The organism is Stenotrophomonas sp. FR010, from assembly GCF_047520755.2.
GTDB classification, from domain to species: Bacteria; Pseudomonadota; Gammaproteobacteria; order Xanthomonadales; family Xanthomonadaceae; genus Stenotrophomonas; species Stenotrophomonas sepilia.
This window is the reverse complement of record NZ_JAXBQT020000004.1, coordinates 129,417-148,381: the sequence shown is the minus strand read 5'-3', so window position 1 is coordinate 148,381 and position 18,965 is coordinate 129,417. Positions and strand designations below refer to the sequence as shown.

Below are 18,965 nucleotides of genomic sequence, written 5' to 3'. Positions count from 1 at the left end.
AGTGGAAGAGGCGTCAGGGCGGGGGTGCGAGCGGGCCGATCACGCCGGCCTGCAGGAACTGCAGCAGCAGTGCAGCACCGGGCTCGGCCAGTGCGTCTTCGGCCAGGCCGTGCGAGGTGGCCAGCTGCTGCAGGTACGTCTGTCCTTCCAGGCCGGGCCGTTCGCCGATGCTGACCAGCAGGTGTACCGCCAGCGGGCTGAGCGCGGCGAATCGCACTTCACCGTCGGCTTCGCGGCGGACCAGCAGGCCGGTGGGTTCTGGAAGGGGCTGGGTCGGCGCATCCTCTGCACCGAGACGGTGCACCGGCCATTGGTACAGCAGCGGCCATGCCAGCGGCGAACGCCGCAGCGGCACCCGAAGTGGATCAGTATCGCCAGGCGCAGGAAGCGGTTCGGCCTGCAGCTGGTACAGCGCGGTTTCCACCCACTCGTAGTGCGCCAGTTCGGCCAATGCCGGGTGCGGCAGCTGTGGCTGCGCCTGCAGCCACTGCACAAATTCAGCGGCCAATTCGGTGAACAGCGGTGTCTGGCAGCGATGCGTGGCGAAGTAGTGGCGCACCAGGGCGCTCCAGGCCGGTTCGCCAAGCAGGCGCACGCAGACCGGGAAACCGTTGCTCAACAGGCCGAGCAGGTTGTTGAACAGCAGGTGCCGGTATACCGCGACCCGGCGTGGATCCAGGCCGGCCGGCGCAGGTACCGCCTGCGGGTCGCGCAGGTGTGCGGTGAACGCGTGCTGCTGCGCGCGCAGGGTGTCGGCGGAATCAATCATGTGCCATCCCGGCGTGCGTGGCCTGCAGGCGGCGGATGGTCTGCAGTTCGCCCTGCAGTTCTGCATAAGGCGGGAAATTGAAATCGCGTTCGAGCAGGGTGGGGCGCGGGCCGATGCGTGCATAGGTACGTGCCAGCAGCGCCCAGACCGGATCGATCACCGCGCTGCCGTGGGTATCGATTTTCAGGTCCGGGGCTTCATCCAGATGACCGGCCACATGCAGGCAGACGATGCGCTGCGCAGGCAGGCCGGCGATGAAGGCATCGGCATCGTAGCCGTGGTTGCAGGCGTTGACGTAGACGTTGTTGACGTCCAGCAGCAGGTCGCAGTCGGCTTCGGCGAGCACCGCATTGGTGAACGCCAGCTCGTCCATCGCCGGTTCCGGTGCCAGGTAGTAGGACACGTTCTCCACCGCGATACGGCGGCCCAGCAGGTCCTGCACCTTGCGGATGCGCGCGGCGGTATGGCGCACGGCTTCGTCGGTAAAGGGAATCGGCAGCAGGTCGTACAGGTGGCCGTCGTCGCTGCAGTAGCTCAGGTGCTCGCTGTACAGCGGCACGCGGTGCTTCTCCAGGAACCGGCCGACCTGTTCCAGCAGCTGGGTATCCAGCGGTGCACTGCCGCCCAGCGACAGCGACAGGCCATGGCAGCTCAGCGGATGGCGCTGCGCCAGTTCGGCCAGGGCATCACCGGCCGGGCCGCCGACATGGATCCAGTTCTCCGGTGCGCATTCGAGGAAGTCGAAGTCGCCTTCCGGGGCGTCACGCAGGTCCTGCAGCAGCGCCCGGCGCAGGCCCAACCCGGCGGCCGCCGCACGAAGCGGCGACCGCGGGTGGACGAGGCTGGCGCGGGCGTCAGTGCTTGCCACCGCACTTGCCTTCGCCGCACTTGCCTTCAGCCGACTTCGTGTCGCCGGCCTTGGCCTTGGCGCCCGCTGCGCCGGCAGCCTTGCCCTTGTCGGCACCGCACTTGCCTTCGCCGCTCTTGCCATCGGCACCACACTTGCCTTCGGCGTGCTTGGTCGCGTCGGCGGCCATCTTGGTGTCGGCGGCCTTGGCATCGGTGCTGGCCTTGGCTGCCTGGCCGGCCACCAGGTAGCCCTGGGCGAGGTCGCTCATGCTCAGCGCCGAGGCGCTGGCGGTCATGCCCAGGCCGGCGGCCAGGGCGGTAGCGGTCAGCAGGGACAGGGTCTTGTTGGAACTGCTCATCGGTCTTACTCCTGGGTGGTGGGCAGGTGCCCGGGGTGAAACGATGGTGCAGCGATCCTACTCAACGAATCCTCGCCAAGAACTCAAATTTTCGTGAGATTTGTTACAGAAGCATCCGGAAGGTCTGCGCCGGGCAAGCACGGCGCCCACAACGCGGGTGGAGCACCGCAAAAAAAGAAGGCCGCTGTCACAGGACAGCGGCCACCTTGGAGTCGACTCCGGTGTTGCAGTGCAGCGTCAGGGCTGGCCGGTGCTGGAGGTCTCGTCGCGCTTCTCACGCGGTGGCAGCGGCTGCTCGCCGTGCACCAGGAACCACACGTTCTCGGCGATGTTGGTGGCGTGGTCGCCCACGCGCTCCAGGTTCTTGGCCATGAACAGCAGGTGGGTGCACGGGGTGATGTTGCGCGGGTCTTCCATCATGTAGGTGAGCAGCTCGCGGAACAGCGCCGTGTACTGGGCGTCCAGGCGGGCGTCGTCCTCGCGCAGTGCCAATGCGGCCTCGGCATCGTTGTCGCGGTAGGCGGCGATGGCACGGCGCACCTGCTGCGCGGCCAGGCGGCCCAGCGCGCGCAGGCCCTGGATCTGCGGCAGCGGCGGGACCTTGCCCAGCGCGATCGAGCGCTTGGCCACGTTCGCTGCATAGTCGCCGATGCGCTCGATGTCGGCCGGGATGCGCAGGCCAGCGAGGATCTCGCGCAGGTCGCGCGCCATCGGCCCACGCAGCGCCAGGCGCATCACGTCGTGGCTGATCTGCTGCTCAAGCGCGTCGATCGCTTCGTCGTTGGCGATGATGCGATGGGCGGCGTTCTCGTCGCGTTTCTCGATCACGTCCATCGCCGCTTCGAGCTGGGCGACGGCCATCTCGCCCATGCGCACGATTTCGGCCACCAGGCGCTGCTGCTCCTCGTCGTAGCTCTTGACGATGTGGTCGTTGGGAAGGTTCATGGTTGTTCCGCTCTGTAGAGTCGAGCCATGCTCGACAGACGTTGTCTGGAGAGTCGAGCCACGCTCGACTGAGGTTTCAGCCGAAGCGACCGGTGATGTAGTCCTCGGTCTGCCGCTGCGACGGCTGCGAGAAGATCACTTCGGTGCGGTCGTGCTCGATCAGGTCGCCCAGGTACATGAAGGCGGTGTAGTCGGACACGCGCGCAGCCTGCTGCATGTTGTGGGTGACGATCACGATCGTGTACTCGTGCTTGAGTTCTTCCACCAGCTGCTCGATGCGGCTGGTCGAGATCGGATCCAGCGCCGAGGTCGGCTCGTCCAGCAGCAGCACCGACGGGCGCAGGGCCACGGCACGGGCGATGCACAGGCGCTGCTGCTGGCCACCGGACAGGCCCAGTGCGCTCTGCCCCAGCTTGTCCTTCACTTCGTCCCACAGTGCGCCCTGGCGCAGTGCCTGCTCGACGCGGTCGGCCATATCGGCCTTGCTCAGCTTCTCGTGGTGGCGGATGCCGTAGGCCACGTTCTCGAAAATGGTCATCGGGAACGGCACCGGCTTCTGGAACACCATGCCGACCTTGCTGCGCAGGCGGTTCATCGGGTACTTCGGCGACAGGATGTTCTCGCCGTCCAGCAGCACTTCACCGCGCGCTTCCAGCTTCGGGTACAGCGCGTAGATGCGGTTGAAGATGCGCAGCAGGGTCGATTTGCCGCAACCGGAAGGACCGATCAGCGCGGTCACGCGCTTCTCCGGGATTTCCAGGTTGATGCCCTTCAGGGCGTGGAACTTGTCGTAGTAGAAGTCCAGTCCGCGCGCGGCAAGCTTGACCGGAGCCGGGGTGTGCAGGCTCTCGTGCGAGGACGGCACGGCGATGCGCTGCATCGGCACGGCGTTGGAAAGGTCGTTCATGGCGTTATCCACGGAAAGGTCAGTCATGGGAGATACGGTTACGCAGCAGGATGCCGCGGGCGGCAAGGCTGACCAGCAGCACGAAGACAGTCAGCACCAGGGCACCGGCCCAGGCCAGTACCTGCCAGGATTCATACGGGCTGCCGGCGAACTGGTTCATCACCACCGGCACCGAAGCCATCGGCTGGAAGATGTTGTTGTTCCAGTACTGGTTGCCGAAGGCGGTGAACAGCAGCGGAGCGGTCTCGCCGGAAATGCGGGCCAGCGCCAGCAGGATGCCGGTGATGATGCCGGCCGAGGCACTGCGGTACAGCACCTGCACGATCACCTTCCACTGCGGGATGCCCAGCGACAGGGCCGCTTCGCGCATCTGCGAGGGCACCAGGCGCAGCATTTCGTCGGTGGTGCGTACCACCACCGGCAGCACGATGAAGGCCAGCGACAGGGCGCCGGCGAACGCCGAGAAGTTGCCCCCGGTCTGCATCACGTACAGCGTGTAGACGAACAGGCCCAGCACGATGGACGGCGCCGACAGCAGGATGTCGTTGACGAAGCGGACCACGGTGCCGGCCTTGCGGGCGTTGCCATACTCGGCCAGCCAGGTACCGGCCAGCACGCCCAGCGGGGTGCCGATGCCGATGGCCAGTGCACACATCACGGCACTGCCGAAGAAGGCGTTGGCGAGGCCGCCGTCCTGCATCGGCGGCGGGGTCATCTTGGTGAACAGATCCCAGTTGATGCCGGCCAGGCCCTTGGCAGCCAGGGTGAACAGGATCCAGCCCAGGAAGAACAGGCCGAACAGGGCGGTGGCGCAGGACGCAGTGATCGCAACGACGTTGCCGATGCGGCGGCGCAGGTACAGCGAATCAGCGGTGGTGGACATCAGTTGCCCTCCTTGCGGGACAGGCGCATCAGCATCAGGCGGGCGATGGCCAGCACCACGAAAGTGACGATGAAGAGGACGAAGCCGAGCAGCAGCAGGGCCGAACGGTAGGTTTCAGTGGCTTCGCCGAAATCATTGGCGATCAGCGCGGCGATGGTGGTGCCCGGTTCCAGCAGCGACGGCGACAGGCGCACGCTGTTGCCGATCACGAAGGCCACCGCCATCGTTTCGCCCAGCGCGCGGCCCAGGCCGAGGAAGATGCCGCCGATGACCGCCGAGCGGGTGTAGGGCAGGACGATGTCCCAGCTCACTTCCCACTTGGTGGAGCCCAGCGCATAGGCCGATTCCTTCAGGCGGGTGGGCACGGTCAGGAACACCTCGCGCATCACCGAGGAAATGAACGGAATGACCATGATGGCCAGCACGAAACCGGCGGTGAGCATGCCGATGCCCAGCGGCGGGCCCTGGAACATCGGGCCGATGACCGGCCATTCGCCCAGGGTCTCGTTGAGGAACGGGGTGACGTACTCGGTCATCACTGGCACCAGCACGAACAGGCCCCACATGCCGTAGATGATCGAGGGGATGCCGGCCAGCAGTTCGATGGCGGTACCGACCGGGCCACGCAGCCAGCGCGGCGCGACTTCGGTGAGGAAGAAGGCGATGCCGAAGCTGACCGGCACGGCGATGACCATCGCGATGACGGCGGTGACCAGGGTGCCGTAGATCGGAGCCAGGGCGCCGAACTTGTTTTCGACCGGATTCCAGTCGGCGGAGAAGAAGAAGCTCAGTCCCTGCATCTGCAGGGCATGGCGACCGCCCCACAGCATCGACAGCGCGGCGCAGGCCAGGGCGATCAGGACGAAGATGACGGTGCCGACCAGCACCCATCGGAACAGTTTGTCGTTGCGGGCATCACGCGCATCACGCGTGGACGGGGCGGCTACAGGCTGGGCGATGGCATTCATGGGGACGGCTGGGCCAGGAAGGGGCGGGGCGGCACGGCGTGGAACAAGCGGTGCCCGCGCGGGGCGGGCACCGTCGAGTCCATCACTTCAGGTCGGTCGCCCAGTAGGCCTCGATCTGCTTGACCAGTTCGGCCGGCAGCGGCACGTAGTGCAGCTCGTTGGCCTGGGCCTGGCCGTTCTCGAAGGCCCACTTGAAGAAGGCCAGGGTGTCCTGGTTGCGCTTGGCGTCCTTCGGCTGCTTCTGCATCAGCATGAAGTTGGTGGCGGTGATCGGCCACGCCTGCTCGCCCGGGGCGTTGGTGATGACCAGGTTGAAGTCCTTGGCGCTGGCCCAGTCGGCGCTGGCGGCCGCAGCGGCGAAGGTTTCCGCGCTCGGCTCGACCCAGTTGCCGGCGGCGTTCTGCATGGCGGTGTACGGCATGCCGTTCTGCAGGGCATAGGCCAGTTCGACGTAGCCGATCGAGCCCTTGATCTGCTTCACGTAGGACGCAACGCCTTCATTGCCCTTGCCACCGACGCCGTCCGGCCACTGCACCGAGGTGCCTTCGCCGACCTTGCTCTTCCACTCCGGGCTGACCTTGGACAGGTAGTTGGAGAAGTTGAAGGTGGTGCCCGAACCGTCCGAACGGTGGACCAGGGTGATCTTGCCGTCCGGCAGCTTCACGCCCGGGTTGGCGGCGACGATCGCCGGGTCGTTCCAGGTCTTGACCTTGCCCAGGAAGATGTCGGCCAGCAGGGCGCCGCTCAGGCGCAGCTTGCCGGCTTCCAGGCCTTCGATGTTGACCACCGGCACCACGCCGCCGATGGCCGACGGGAACTGCGCCAGGCCGGCCTGGGCCAGCTCCTCGCTGCTCAGCGGCTTGTCGGACGAACCGAAGTCGACGGTCCCGGCCTTGATCTGGGCGATGCCGCCGCCGGAGCCGATCGACTGGTAGTTGATCTTGGCGCCGGTGCTGGCGTTGTAGTCAGCCGACCACTTGGAGACCAGCGGGAAGATGAAGGACGCGCCCGCGCCGGACACTTCGGCGGTCACCTTGGCACCGGCGGCGGCCGGAGCGGCGGTACCGTCGGCAGCCGGCTGCTGCGCGGCCTGCTTGTCGCCACCGCAGGCCGACAGGCTCAGGGCGATGGCCAGGGAAAGGGCGGCAAGGCCGGCCGAGTGCAGTTTCATGGTCACTCCATAGCGGGGAAGAGCCGACGTGGTCGGCGGATGCGGCTATGAAATGATGTTTTTGTTACAGCCGTATTACGACCATGACAGAGGTGTCGAGGATCACGTTCTGACAAGGCTTTCACAGGGCTGGCGCCGATCCGGCCGGGGCCCGGAAACCCCGGATCTGCGCACCGATATGACGGCGGCTTGGTCCTTGCAGCGTCAATACGCGACAGCTCCTCGCCCACGGTAGGTGCGGACCGCTGGTCCGCACGCTCCAGAGCGCAGCCGAGCGTCGGCTCGGCTCTACAGAGGCAGGTGCATCCCCGAAAACAAGAAGAGCGCGAGATCTCGAGGATCTCGCGCCCGGGTGGGAGCGGCGGGGGAGAGAGGACCCGCCGCCCCCGTTCCTGCGGGGGAACGCGCTTACTTCAGGTTCTGCGACCAGTAGGTCTCGATCTGGCGGACCAGGCTGTCCGGCAGCGGCACGTAGTCCAGCTGGCGGGCCTGGGCGTCGCCGTTCTTGTAGACCCAGCGGAAGAACTCCTGGGTCGCCTTGCCATTGGCGGCATTCTTCGGCGTCTTCTGCACCAGGATGAAGTTGGTGGCGGTGATCGGCCAGGACTCGGCGCCCGGCGCATTGGTCATCACCAGGTAGAAGTCGCGGGCGTTGGCCCAGTCGGCGCTGGCAGCGGCGGCAGCGAACGAGGTGTCGCTCGGCTGCACGAACTTGCCGGCGGCATTCTTCATCGCGGTGTAGGAGAGCTTGTTCTGCAGCGCGTAGGACAGTTCGACATAGCCGATGCCGCCCTTGATCTGCTTCACATAGGCGGCAACACCTTCGTTGCCCTTGCCGCCGATGCCGGCCGGCCACTGCACCGAGGTGCCTTCACCGACCGAGCTCTTCCACTCCGGGCTGACCTTGGACAGGTAGTTGACGAAGTTGAAGGTGGTGCCCGAGCCGTCCGAACGATGCACGACGGTGACCTTGGCGTTGGGCAGGGTCACGCCCGGGTTCAGTGCGGCGATGGCCGGGTCGTTCCAGCTCTTGATCTTGCCCAGGAAGATGTTGGCCAGCACGGCGCCGTCCAGCTTCAGGGCGCCCGGGGCGATGCCGGCCACGTTGACCACCGGCACCACGCCACCGATCACCGACGGGAACTGCGCGAGGCCTGCAGCAGCCAGGTCTTCCGGCTTCAGCGGCGCATCGGAAGAGCCGAAATCAACGGTCTTGGCCTTGATCTGGGCAATGCCGCCGCCGGAACCGATGGACTGGTAGTTGACCTTGTTGCCGGTTGCGGCGCTGTAGTCGGCCGACCACTTGGACATGACCGGGTAGATGAACGATGCGCCCGCGCCGGTGATGTCGGCGGCGTTGGCGGCGAACACGGACGATGCAGCCAGGATGGCGACAGCGGCGCGCGATTTGAAGGCGTGGATCACGGGGAGACTCCTGGGGTGGTGGTCGAAGGGCGGTTGCCCGACGTTTCGGTGCACATTCCATAACGGTTGCGTGACACGCCCGCGTCTGTCATATGACGCGGGCGTGACACGCGTCATGAGGGATGTCACGTCCGCTGCGCCGGCAGGGCGGCACGCGTACCGCTGCAACGACGAAGGCACGGCCGGGGCCGTGCCTTCGCGGTTCATTGCAGGTGGCTGGACTTACCAGAAGAACTGCGCGCGGGCTTCCAGGATGTTGGGATCGTCGTTGACGAAACCGCGCGCCGTGGAGCTGTACTTCTTGCTGTCGACCATCACGTAGTTGAGCATCAGCTTGAAGTTGGAACGCAGGTACCAGTTGGCGCCCACGGTCCAGATGTCCATCTTGCCACCCAGCACGCCATCGACGATCGGCGGGCGACCGGCGACCGGATTGGCGGCGAGGTTGCCGTCATTGAGGTCCATGTGGTCGTAGCGCACGCCCAGCTGCCACTGGCCGCCGGCCGGGTTGTTCGGCAGGCCGGTGCCCGGAGTGCCGCCCTTGTAGCTCCAGGTCTCGCCGGTGACGTTCCACACGCCGCTGATGTAGTAGCCGTCGCTGGTGTAGTTGTCGTGGTCGTAGCGCTTGGCCTTGCTGGTGTAGTACTCGGCCTGGGCCTTGAAGGGTCCCTGGAAGTACATCGCTTCGGCACCGATGGTGCTGACGCGGTCGGTGTCGGTCAGGTTGCCGCTGTCAACCAGGCGGGCAGTGGCGAGGTCGGCATTCGGACGCGCACGCACGCGCAGGGTGTCGGCGTCGGCGTCGTAGTTGACGTAGCTCAGACCGAAGTGCAGGACCTGGCCCTTTTCATTGATCGGGGCCCAGGTGCCACGCGCGCCGTAGCCGCTGCCGTGGGCCAGGTTGCGGGTCAGCTCGCGGCCGAAGGCGCTGGCGGTCACCGACCAGTTGTCCTGGCCGTAGCTGTACGCGCCGCCCAGGCGGCGGGCGATGGCATAGGTATTGGTGACCGCTGCCTTGGAAATGAAATCGTTGTTCTTGGTGCTGGACAGTTCTTCCAGGCTGTTGGGCTGCTTGAACTGGCCCAGCTGCAGGAAGTGGTTGGCGTTGCCCAGCAGCTTGTACTTCACGTTGGTGTCGAGGAACTTGTCGGCCTTGGCGTCATAGCCGACCACCCACTCCACGTTGCCCGGGCCCTTGCCCTTCAGCACCAGCTCGGCGCGACGCAGTTCGAATTCGCTGTTCTTGCCGTTGCCGGCGTCGCCACCGTTGAGGTCGACCACATCGTTGTGGAACCAGTTGCCGTCGGCCTGGACCAGGCCTTCGAAGGTGATTTCCGAACCGCCGATCACGTCGATGGCAACTTCGGCGTGTGCAGCCGGCACATACAGCGCAGCAGCCACGGCCACCGTCAGGAGTTGGTGATGCAGTTTCATGGAGAGGAGCCTTGCAGGCAGGTGGGAAGATGCGCGCAGGCTAGAAGGTAAAGATTGCGTAAATGTGACAGTTCACGCGCGGCAGACATCCGCCGCAGGCCCCGTCACGGCAGGGCCTGCCATTGAAACCGCTTGCGTATGACGCCCGGATTGCGACCCGGTTGCAGTAGATCCACGCCCTGCGTGGATGCTGCCGTCACTCGGCCGTGGTCTTATCCTTGAACCGGCACAGGTCGGCGATCACGCAGCCCGGGCAATCCGGCTTGCGCGCCTTGCACACATAACGCCCGTGCAGGATCAGCCAGTGATGTGCGTCGAGCAGGAACTCGGCCGGAATCACCTTCACCAGCTTGTCTTCCACTTCGCGCACGTTCCTGCCCGGCGCCAGTCCTGTGCGGTTGGCGACGCGGAAGATGTGCGTGTCCACCGCCATCACCGGCTCGCCGAACGCGGTGTTGAGCACCACGTTGGCGGTCTTGCGCCCCACACCCGGCAGCGCTTCCAGCGCTTCGCGATCGCGGGGCACTTCACCGCCATGCTTCTCCAGCAGGATCGCGCAGGTCGCGATCACGTTCTTTGCCTTGGCGTTGAACAGCCCGATGGTGGCGATGTACGGCTTCAGGCCATCCTCGCCGAGCGCAAGGATCTTCGCCGGCGTGTTGGCGACCGGGAACAGTCGACGCGTGGCCTTGTTGACGCCGACATCGGTGGCCTGCGCCGACAACGCCACCGCTACCAGCAGCTCGAACGGCGAGCTGTACTCCAGTTCGGTCTTCGGGTGCGGGTTGAGTTCGCGCAGGCGGGTGAACATCTCCACCACGTCGGCGCGCGGCATCGTGCCGCCACGCCGCGCCGGGGCGCGTGCGGTCTTCTTCGTGGTGGCCATTACTGTTCCTTGCCGCGGGCGCGGGCCTTGGCCCGGGCCAGAATCGCGGCTGCCGCAGCGGGCAGGGCGGGCTTCACGTCCGGGGCTGGTGCCGGGGTGCGGCGTGCATCGCGCTCGGCCTCGCGGCGGGCCAGGCGCACCGCACGGGCGCGGTAGCGTTCGCGTGCAGCCCAGGCCGCGCGCAGTTGCTGCTGGGCCTGGCACAGGCGTTGCGGAAGGTCGGGGTGGTCAGGCAGCAACCGGTCGTCGCCGGCACGGACGACGTAGTCCATCAGCCCGGCCTGCAGGGCACCATCGAGATCGTCTGCCTGGACCCGGGCGAACAACTGCGCGGGGTTGGGTCGGGATGCCATGGCGTCAGCGGTTCTGGAAGGCCGGCGCGCGGCGTTGCAGGAAGGCGCTGGTGCCTTCGCGCATGTCCTCGGTGGCGAACAGCAGGCCGAACTGCGCACTTTCGTATTCCAGCCCGGCCTCCAGGCTGCATTCGCCGCCCACGTGCACCGCGTCGAGCAGGCCACGCAGGGCCAGCGGGGCCGAGCGTGCCAGCTGGCGGGCGACGTCCTGCACGCGGTTGTCCAGCGCGTCGGCCGGCACGACTTCGTTGACGATGCCCAGTTCCAGCGCACGCGCGGCGTTGATCGGCGCCCCCAGCAGGCACAGCTCCAGGGTGGCGGCGCGGCCGCACAGGCGCAGCAGGCGCTGGCTGCCGCCGAAGCCGGGGATCAGGCCGAGGTTGATTTCCGGTTGGCCGACCTTGGCGGTATCTGCGGCGATGCGCAGGTGGCAGGCCATCGCCAGTTCCAGGCCACCGCCCAGTGCGAAACCATTCACGCGTGCGATGACCGGTTTGGGCATGCGTTCGATCTGGCGCATCAGGGCCTGGCCCAGCAGCGAGAAATCACGTCCCTGAACGGCGCTGAGAGTGTTCATTTCCGCGATGTCGGCACCGGCCACGAACGCCTTGGGGCCCGCCCCGGTCAATACCACGACGCGCACCTCCGGATCGGCGGCGGCGTCCCTGAAGGCATCGGCCAGGGCCTGCAGGGTCGCGGCGTTGAGGGCATTGAGCTTGTCCGGGCGCTGGACGGTCACGGTGCGGATGGCGCCGTCGTCAGCGACAGCGATCAGGGCATCGGCCACGGGGAAACTCCTGGAACGTTAAAAAGAAGTGATATTGAACTCTGCAAACGCAGACGGGTCATAGCCTGCATCGTGAGTAGCGGTTACACGTTGCGCCCGTTATCCTAACCCGTCGCCTCAGGGCGGCGCAGAACGTCCCTGAGTTACCACCCCTGGAGAACTGTTTGATGAAGTTGCGTTCTATCGCGGTCGCCGTCGCGGCCCTGGCCCTGACGGGCAATGCCTTCGCCCAGGACGTCTCGTCCGAAAAGGGCAAGCTGAGCTACTACTTCGGTTACGACTACGGCAACAACCTGGCGGAGCTGACCGGTCGTGGTGAGCAGCTGGACATCAACTCGGTGGTGAAGGGCCTGCAGGATGCCTACGCCAAGAAGCAGCCGGCGATCACCGCCGAGCAGCTGAAGCCGGCCGTTGAAGCGTTCCAGAAGCGCGAGCAGGGCCGTGCCCAGGCCGCCAAGGCCGAGTACGAAAAGGCGGCTGCCGAAAACAAGACCAAGAGCGACCAGTTCATCGCGGCGAACAAGGCCAAGGCCGGCGTGCAGTCCCTGCCGAGCGGCGTCCAGTACCGCGTGATCGAGGCCGGCAAGGGCGCCAAGCCGACCCAGGCCAGCACCGTGCAGCTGGAAGTGGCCGGTCCGTTCCCGTACGGCCAGCGCCCGACCGAAGCCCGCCCGGCCCAGCAGATCCCGTCGATCAAGGTCAGCGAAGTCGAAATGAAGGCCATGCGCGAGACCCTGCTGCAGATGCCGGCAGGCTCGAAGTGGGAAGTCACCCTGCCGCCGGACCAGGCCTACGGTGCCGATCCGCGCACCCCGTTCCCGCCGAACGTGGCTGTGCAGTTCGAGATCAAGCTGGTCAGCGTCAAGTAAATCGAAGCAGCAAACGAAACGCGCCGGTGATTCCACCGGCGCGTTTTTGTTTGCGCAGTCCCTGACGGTAGAGTCGACTGTCAGTCGACTGTTTTTGGGTCACATCGGGGAAACGCCCGCGCTGCGCGCGCGAGTCGACTGACAGTCGACTCTACCGTCCGGCTGGGCCACCCGCGCAAATTCAGCCCGATCGCGCTACTGTTGGCGGGTGCAAACAATGGAAGAAACGGCGCGTGTTGTCGCAAGTCCCTGCATCGGAGTGTGCACGCTGGATCCGCACCGGCGATGCGCCGGCTGCGGGCGGCATATCGATGAGATCGCGCGGTGGTCGTCGATGAGCAACGAGGAACGCAGCCGCATCCTGCATCGCGTGCAGCCCCTGCGGCAACAACTGCAGCAGTCCCTGCGCGGTTCGCTGACCGACCACGAACGACTGATGCGCGCGCTGCACCCCTTGGCCCAACCACCTGCGGGCGACGGCTGGAACCGCAGTGAGCTGGTCGACCTGCTGCCGCCCGGGCCTCCAGTGGAGGCTGCGGTGCTGGCCGGCATCGTGCCGCGCGCCAACGGCGCACAGGTGATCCTCACCCGTCGCACCGAAACACTGCGCACCCATGGTGGCCAGGTCGGATTCCCCGGTGGCCGCACCGAACCCGATGACCGCGACGCGCTGGCGGCCGCGCTGCGCGAGAGCCAGGAAGAAATCGCATTGGCGCCCGGCCAGGTGCAGGCGCTGGGGTATCTCGATCCCTTCGTCACCATCACCGGCTACCGCGTCACGCCGGTGGTGGCGGTGGTCGATCCGGAGTTCGTGCCTGTGCCGCAGCCCAGTGAAGTAGCCGAGGTATTCGAGGTGCCACTGGATTACCTGATGGCGCCTGACAGCCTGCGCCAGGTCGAAATCAACCATCGCGGCCGGGTACGCCACGTGCTTGAGTATGGCTGGCCGGGCCAGCGCATCTGGGGGGCGACCGCCGCCATTCTCTACAACCTGCGTCGCCGCCTGGAGCAAGTGCAATGAAGCTGATCGATCCGCCGTGGACCACCCTGGTCGATGTCGCCACCCTGGCTGCCGCGTTGGGCGAAGGCATCCGCGTGGTCGACGCACGCGCCACTGCCAGCACTGCGGTGCGGGTGGTCGATGCGCGCTCCTCGCTGGCCGACCCGCAGGCGGGAAGCAGCCAGTATCTGGCAGGTCATATCCCTGGTGCGGTGTATGCCGATCTGAATCGTGACCTGTCTGATCTGTCGCGTGTCGGCCATGGTCGCCATCCACTGCCGGACAGCGATGCCTTTGCTGCGAAGCTGGGGCAGTGGGGCATCGGCCCCGACACCCAGGTGGTGGTCTACGATGGCAGCGACGGCAGCATGGCCGCCTCGCGCCTGTGGTGGCTGCTGCGCCTGATCGGTCACAGCAGGGTGGCCGTACTCGACGGCGGCATCGCCGCCTGGCAGGCCGCCGGTCACACGTTGGAAAGCGGCCAGGCTGAAGTGACAGCGCTGCCTGCCTACCCGGGCCGCTTCGACACCATCCAGATCGCCAACGCCGATGAAATCAGCGCGCGGCTGAAGCATGCGCCGGGCTGGCTGGTCGACGCGCGGGCGGGTGAGCGTTTCCGTGGTGAAGTGGAGCCGCTGGACCCGGTGGCCGGGCATGTGCCGGGCGCGGTCAACCGCCCGTTCGCATTGAACGTACTCGACGGCCGCCTGCGCGACGCACAGGAGCTGCGCGCCGAACTGCAGGGCGTGATCGGCAACCGCGATCCGCAGCAGGTGGTGCTGATGTGCGGTTCCGGCGTGACCGCCTGCCATCTGCTGCTGGCGATGGAAAGCGCGGGCCTGAGCGGCGCGCGCATCTACGCCGATTCCTGGAGCGGCTGGGTGAGCGACAGCAGCCGCCCGGTGGCGACCGGCGCCTGAGCCGCGCGGGGTCGGATCCGTTTTCCAACGGAAAGCGGCTCTGACCCCATCAACCGAAAATCGGGGTCAGAGCCCGTTGCGCAGCAACGGGATCCGACCCCGTGTCGATTCGAAGGATCGCGGAGAACTGTCGAAGGCGGGGTGGGTCCGGTTGCGGGGGTGTCCGCGGCATGGATGCCGCGGCCAAGCCGCCATGGGTGAGGGCGCTTTGCTTGCGAAGCACTGCTTCGCAAGCGCCCGAACGCACAGCCGCCAGCGGCTGGGCCGGCCTGGGGCTTTACGGCGTCCCCCGCAATCGGATCCACCCCGCCATCCCCCGGAATGCCAGCTCTTGACGTTGACGTTGCCTCTGCGGGTGCAGGGCGCAGCCCTGCCGCTTACCCAACCGGCTGCAGTGGCACCTTGGCCAGGATCCGCGCCCACGGGAACAGCGGCCCCGGATCGCGCTTGCGCGCCACCGTCAGCGCCGCATCGTCGCTGGCCGGCACCTGCTCCAGGTCCAGCTGGTCATGCCCGGCAATCCGCCGCAGCGACGGATAGTGCGCCACCAGCGCTTGCAGCAGGCCTTCCAGCGCCTGCAGCTGTGCCTCGGTGTAGGGCTCGTCCATCGCCTGGTGGCGGCTGTCGAACCAGTCCGGATAGCGCCCGCGGTTGACCAGCTCGATGCCCAGCGTATGCGCGTTCATGCCGCGCACGTGATGGGCCACGCGTTCCGGCGCCACGTACTGCACCACGCTGCCATCGCGGTCGATGTAGAAGTGCCCGCTGTTGCCGGCGCCGCTGTCGTACAGCACGCGCTCGCCGTACTCGCGGGCCATCGCCAGATCGGGCAGCTCGGTGCAGTGGATCACCACCATTTCCAGCGAGGCGGGATCCCGCAGCGGCAGTCGGTCGTGATAGGGCAGGGGCTGCAGCTGCAGGCCGGGCAGGAGCGGGTTGGGCATCCGGCGATGCTAGCATTGCGGCATGAACCTGCCTTCCCTTTCCTCGTCGGCCCGCGCCCACGGAGCACGCGCATGAGCCGCGGCCACTGCATCCTCTCCCATGGCTTCGAGAGCGGCCCGGAGGCGACCAAGGTCACCGCGCTGGCCGAGGTGGCGCAACGCCTGGGCTGGACCCACGAGCGCCCCGACTACACCGACCTGGACGCGATGAGCGAGGTCAGCCGGGTGGGCGACGTGCCGACCCGCCTGCGCCGTCTGGTTGACCGCGCCGCCATCGCTGCCGGCCAGGGGCCGGTGGTGCTGGCCGGCTCCAGCCTGGGCGCCTACATCTCCGCCATCGCCTCGCTGCAGGTGCCGGTAGCCGGCCTGTTCCTGATGGTGCCGCCGACCACCATGGGCCCGATGCCGGCGCTGGACGCCGCTGCGGTGCCGACCACGGTGGTGCAGGCCTGGCATGACGATGTGGTACCGGCTGCCGGCGTGATTGCCTGGGCGCAGGCGCGTTCGGCGCAGTTGCTGCTGGTTGACGATGGCCACCGCCTGGAGCGCCACGTGGAGGCCTCCGCGCAGGCCTTCGAGCGCCTGCTGCGGCAACTGTGAAGCCAGGGCGCACGGCGCGCCCGCCCGCATTGACTACAATGGCAGCCCCGCCGCCCCCGGCGCGGGCCTGCCGGCCGTGCCTACGGCCCTCCTTTCCGACCGGCCCGGCCCCTGTGCCGCGCCCGACCACCTGCGAACCGATCCCGTGAAATTCTTCGTCTCCTGTGCCAAGGGCCTGGAATACCTGCTTGCCGATGAACTGTCGGCCCTGGGCCTTGGCAAGGCCACCGCCACCATTGCCGGCGTCAACGCCGACGGCGAACTGGCGCAGGCGCTGCGGATCGTGATGTGGTCGCGCCTGGCCAGCCGGGTGCTGTGGCCGATCGACGAGTTCGACTGCCCGGACGAGCAGGCCCTGTATGACGGCGTGCGTGCACTGCCGTGGCACGAGCACATCTCGCCGGAGATGACCCTGGCGGTGGATGCGCACGTGTCCGGCGACAAGATCACCCATGCACGCTTTGCCGCGCAGCGGATCAAGGATGCGATCGTCGACCGCATGCGCGACGAAGGCCTGGAGCGGCCTTCGGTCAATACCGATCTGCCCGACGTGCGCGTCAACCTCTCGCTGCGCAAGGGCCGCGCCTCGCTGTCGATCGACCTCGGCGGTGGCCCGCTGCATCGCCGTGGCTGGCGCGGTGCCGCCCACGAGGCGCCGCTGAAGGAAAACCTGGCCGCCGCGCTGCTGCTGCGCGCGCAATGGCCGCGCCTGCATGCCGCCGGCGGTGGCCTGCTGGACCCGATGTGTGGCAGCGGCACGCTGCTGATCGAAGGCGCACTGATGGCCGCCGACGTTGCCCCAGGCCTGATGCGGCATGGCAGCCTGCCGCCGAGCCGTTGGCTGGGCTTCGACAAGGCGGCCTGGAAGTCCATCCAGAGCGAAGCACGTGAGCGCGAAGCGGCCGGCCTGGCCGCGCTGAAGCCGGTCATCCACGGCAGCGACATCGACCCGGCTGCGATCCAGGCGGCCCGCGAGAATGCCGAGGTCGCCGGCGTCGCCCACGCGATCCGTTTCACCCGCGCCGATGTCGCCGACCTGGCCGCGCCGGAACAGGAGATCGGTGCGGTGGTCTGCAACCCGCCGTACGACGAGCGCCTGGCCGCCGATCCAGCGTTGTATCGTGCACTGGGCAATGCCTTGCAGAAGGCGGTGCCGCAGTGGCGCGCCAGCCTGCTGTGTGGCAATGACGAACTGGCCTTTGCCACCGGCCTGCGCGCCAGCAAGAAGTACCAGATGTTCAACGGTGCGCTGGAATGCGCGCTGATCGTCTGCGATCCGATCGCTGTTCCGGGCCGTGATCCGGCACAGCCCCGCGAGCTGAGCGAAGGCGCGCAGATGGTGGCCAACCGCCTGCGCAAGAACCTGAAGAAGTTCAAGAGCTGGCGTGCCCGCGAGGACATCACCTGCTTCCGCGCCTACGACGCCGACCTGCCGGAGTACGCGGCGGCCATCGACGTCTACGAGGAAGAGGGGGGCAGGCGGCGTACCTTCCTGCATGTGCAGGAATATGCGGCACCGGCGGCGATTCCTGAGAACGACGTGCGCCGCCGCCGCAATGAGCTGCTGGCCGCCGCGCGCGAAGTATTCGGCGTGCCGCCGGAGCAGGTGTCGATGAAATCGCGCGAGCGCGGCAAGGGCGGCAGCAAGTACGGCCGCTTCGAGCAGCGCGACGAGTTCATCGTGGTGCGAGAGAACAACGCGCTGCTGCAGGTGAACCTGTTCGACTACCTCGATACCGGCCTGTTCCTTGACCACCGCCCGCTGCGCCGGATGATGGCCGAGCAGGTGCGTGGCAAGCGTTTCCTCAACCTGTTCTGCTATACCGGCGTGGCCAGCGTGCAGGCCGCCGTGGCCGGTGCCGCCAGCACCACCAGCGTCGACCTGTCGGCCACCTATCTGCAATGGTGCTACGACAACCTGGCGCTGAACGGGCAGGGGGGCAACCAGCATCTGCTGGTCCAGGCCGATGCAATGGCCTGGCTGGAAGGCGACCGTGGCCAGTACGACGTGATCTTCTGTGACCCGCCGACTTTCTCCAACTCCGCACGCGCCGATGACTTCGACGTGCAGCGCGAACAACTGAAGCTGCTGCGTGCGGCGGTGGCGCGGCTGGCACCGGGTGGCGTGCTGTACTTCTCCAACAACTTCCGCCGCTTCAAGCTGGAAGAGAACGCCATTGCCGAGTTCGCCCAGTGCCGCGAGATCACCGCACGCACGATTGGTCCGGATTTCGAGCGCAACGCGCGCATCCACCGCGCGTGGGAACTGAAGCGGTTGGGGTAAGCCCGGTAGTGCCGGCCGCTGGCCGGCAACTGCGTCAGAACCGTGGAAGGTCCGCGGGATGCCGGCCAGCGGCAGGCATTACCGCGTCTGGTCCGTAGATCCACGCCATGCGTGGATCGGCCTAAAGCACCAACAATCGCCCCGGCGCATGGGCCAGGGGCCAATGGCCCTGTTCGTACAGCGCAAGCACAGGCTCCCAGTGTGCCGGCAGGCCGAGATGCATCTCCAGCAGGCGTTGCCGGAAGGCGAACATCGCCCCATCGCGCGCCACCAGCTGCAGGTCATGTGCACCACAGCGCAGTGCCGGCAGATCCAGTGCCGAAAGCGCGCGCATCAACGTGCGGTTGAGTTCGCGTCGGGCGTCGGCGAGTTCGGCTGGATGGGGCAGGGCGCCGTGAAACGGATCCGAATCGCCCAGTGTGGTGGGCATCCATTCGAAACCATCGGTATCGATGGTCCGCAGTGCTTCGGCCAGCGACCGAACGGCGACGACGCCGGCCGCTATGGGCAGTGTTTCACCCAACCGGGAAAAAAAGCCGATTCCAGACATCCGCTGCAGCACGCTATCCATACCGGCATTGTAGTTCGACGCCATGCGTGGACGCCGCCGTC

General features: G+C 67.0%; 20 protein-coding genes. 5 read left to right on the top strand and 15 right to left on the bottom strand.

Going from position 1 to position 18,965, the window contains the following annotated elements:
* Positions 1 to 13: 13 nt before the first annotated feature.
* The 13 genes from ACM0PK_RS05500 to ACM0PK_RS05440 all read right to left on the bottom strand — a co-directional run bounded on the left by ACM0PK_RS05500 (position 14) and on the right by ACM0PK_RS05440 (position 11,736).
* On the bottom strand, positions 14 to 769 hold the full coding sequence (locus ACM0PK_RS05500; RefSeq protein WP_414606871.1) for an HvfC family RiPP maturation protein: 756 nt from the start codon (positions 767 to 769) through the stop codon (positions 14 to 16).
* Entirely contained in the window at positions 762 to 1,637 is an 876-nt protein-coding gene (locus tag ACM0PK_RS05495) for an HvfB family MNIO-type RiPP peptide maturase (protein WP_414606870.1), read from the bottom strand. The genes ACM0PK_RS05500 and ACM0PK_RS05495 overlap by 8 nt, the downstream gene beginning before the upstream one ends.
* Complete coding sequence (locus ACM0PK_RS05490) at positions 1,624 to 1,977, bottom strand: hypothetical protein (RefSeq protein WP_069137970.1); 354 nt, start codon at positions 1,975 to 1,977, stop codon at positions 1,624 to 1,626. The genes ACM0PK_RS05495 and ACM0PK_RS05490 overlap by 14 nt, the downstream gene beginning before the upstream one ends.
* 237 nt (positions 1,978 to 2,214) lie before the next feature.
* Complete coding sequence (gene phoU / locus ACM0PK_RS05485) at positions 2,215 to 2,922, bottom strand: phosphate signaling complex protein PhoU (RefSeq protein WP_005415893.1); 708 nt, start codon at positions 2,920 to 2,922, stop codon at positions 2,215 to 2,217.
* A 76-nt stretch (positions 2,923 to 2,998) separates the two neighbouring features.
* Positions 2,999 to 3,829: a phosphate ABC transporter ATP-binding protein PstB gene (gene pstB, locus ACM0PK_RS05480; RefSeq protein WP_049411272.1), complete on the bottom strand. Its 831-nt coding sequence runs from the start codon at positions 3,827 to 3,829 to the stop codon at positions 2,999 to 3,001.
* A 19-nt stretch (positions 3,830 to 3,848) separates the two neighbouring features.
* Complete coding sequence (gene pstA, locus ACM0PK_RS05475) at positions 3,849 to 4,712, bottom strand: phosphate ABC transporter permease PstA (RefSeq protein WP_005415894.1); 864 nt, start codon at positions 4,710 to 4,712, stop codon at positions 3,849 to 3,851.
* On the bottom strand, positions 4,712 to 5,680 hold the full coding sequence (gene pstC, locus ACM0PK_RS05470; protein ID WP_012479635.1) for a phosphate ABC transporter permease subunit PstC: 969 nt from the start codon (positions 5,678 to 5,680) through the stop codon (positions 4,712 to 4,714). The genes pstA and pstC overlap by 1 nt, the downstream gene beginning before the upstream one ends.
* Positions 5,681 to 5,762: 82 nt before the next feature.
* Entirely contained in the window at positions 5,763 to 6,851 is a 1,089-nt protein-coding gene (pstS, locus tag ACM0PK_RS05465) for a phosphate ABC transporter substrate-binding protein PstS (RefSeq protein WP_134972223.1), read from the bottom strand.
* Positions 6,852 to 7,259: 408 nt separating this feature from the next.
* Positions 7,260 to 8,276 (bottom strand): phosphate ABC transporter substrate-binding protein PstS, encoded by a 1,017-nt coding sequence (pstS, locus tag ACM0PK_RS05460; RefSeq protein WP_072166779.1) that lies wholly within the window; start codon positions 8,274 to 8,276, stop codon positions 7,260 to 7,262.
* A 222-nt stretch (positions 8,277 to 8,498) separates the two neighbouring features.
* A complete protein-coding gene (locus ACM0PK_RS05455) occupies positions 8,499 to 9,710 on the bottom strand; it encodes an OprO/OprP family phosphate-selective porin (RefSeq protein ID WP_049411264.1) in 1,212 nt (403 codons plus the stop codon).
* Positions 9,711 to 9,906: 196 nt separating this feature from the next.
* Positions 9,907 to 10,596, bottom strand: a complete 690-nt coding sequence (gene nth, locus ACM0PK_RS05450; protein WP_049411262.1) for an endonuclease III — start codon at positions 10,594 to 10,596, stop codon at positions 9,907 to 9,909.
* Complete coding sequence (locus ACM0PK_RS05445; RefSeq protein ID WP_111202186.1) at positions 10,596 to 10,949, bottom strand: hypothetical protein; 354 nt, start codon at positions 10,947 to 10,949, stop codon at positions 10,596 to 10,598. The genes nth and ACM0PK_RS05445 overlap by 1 nt, the downstream gene beginning before the upstream one ends.
* 4 nt (positions 10,950 to 10,953) lie before the next feature.
* Positions 10,954 to 11,736: an enoyl-CoA hydratase-related protein gene (locus tag ACM0PK_RS05440; RefSeq protein WP_049411256.1), complete on the bottom strand. Its 783-nt coding sequence runs from the start codon at positions 11,734 to 11,736 to the stop codon at positions 10,954 to 10,956.
* A 167-nt stretch (positions 11,737 to 11,903) separates the two neighbouring features.
* Between ACM0PK_RS05440 and ACM0PK_RS05435 the strand changes: the two genes are divergently transcribed.
* The 3 genes from ACM0PK_RS05435 (at position 11,904) to ACM0PK_RS05425 (ending at position 14,525) form a co-directional block, all read left to right on the top strand.
* The gene (locus tag ACM0PK_RS05435) at positions 11,904 to 12,605 is read left to right on the top strand and encodes an FKBP-type peptidyl-prolyl cis-trans isomerase (protein WP_005408797.1); all 702 of its coding nucleotides are present in this window, start codon (positions 11,904 to 11,906) and stop codon (positions 12,603 to 12,605) included.
* Between the two features lie 217 nt (positions 12,606 to 12,822).
* Complete coding sequence (locus ACM0PK_RS05430; RefSeq protein ID WP_111202184.1) at positions 12,823 to 13,626, top strand: CoA pyrophosphatase; 804 nt, start codon at positions 12,823 to 12,825, stop codon at positions 13,624 to 13,626.
* Positions 13,623 to 14,525: a sulfurtransferase gene (locus ACM0PK_RS05425; protein WP_414606869.1), complete on the top strand. Its 903-nt coding sequence runs from the start codon at positions 13,623 to 13,625 to the stop codon at positions 14,523 to 14,525. The genes ACM0PK_RS05430 and ACM0PK_RS05425 overlap by 4 nt, the downstream gene beginning before the upstream one ends.
* A 377-nt stretch (positions 14,526 to 14,902) precedes the next feature.
* On the opposite strand, the gene ACM0PK_RS05420 is transcribed toward ACM0PK_RS05425, so the two are convergent.
* Positions 14,903 to 15,469: an N-acetylmuramoyl-L-alanine amidase gene (locus tag ACM0PK_RS05420; RefSeq protein WP_053498686.1), complete on the bottom strand. Its 567-nt coding sequence runs from the start codon at positions 15,467 to 15,469 to the stop codon at positions 14,903 to 14,905.
* 72 nt (positions 15,470 to 15,541) lie between these two features.
* On the opposite strand from ACM0PK_RS05420, the gene ACM0PK_RS05415 reads away from it, so the two are divergent.
* Together ACM0PK_RS05415 and rlmKL are read left to right on the top strand one after the other, a co-directional pair.
* Entirely contained in the window at positions 15,542 to 16,069 is a 528-nt protein-coding gene (locus ACM0PK_RS05415; protein WP_111202183.1) for an alpha/beta hydrolase, read from the top strand.
* Positions 16,070 to 16,214: 145 nt separating this feature from the next.
* Positions 16,215 to 18,353: a bifunctional 23S rRNA (guanine(2069)-N(7))-methyltransferase RlmK/23S rRNA (guanine(2445)-N(2))-methyltransferase RlmL gene (rlmKL, locus tag ACM0PK_RS05410; protein WP_061478530.1), complete on the top strand. Its 2,139-nt coding sequence runs from the start codon at positions 16,215 to 16,217 to the stop codon at positions 18,351 to 18,353.
* Positions 18,354 to 18,474: 121 nt separating this feature from the next.
* Here the strand turns inward: rlmKL and ACM0PK_RS05405 are convergent, their stop codons facing one another.
* Positions 18,475 to 18,948: a hypothetical protein gene (locus ACM0PK_RS05405; RefSeq protein ID WP_005415907.1), complete on the bottom strand. Its 474-nt coding sequence runs from the start codon at positions 18,946 to 18,948 to the stop codon at positions 18,475 to 18,477.
* Positions 18,949 to 18,965: the final 17 nt, after the last annotated feature.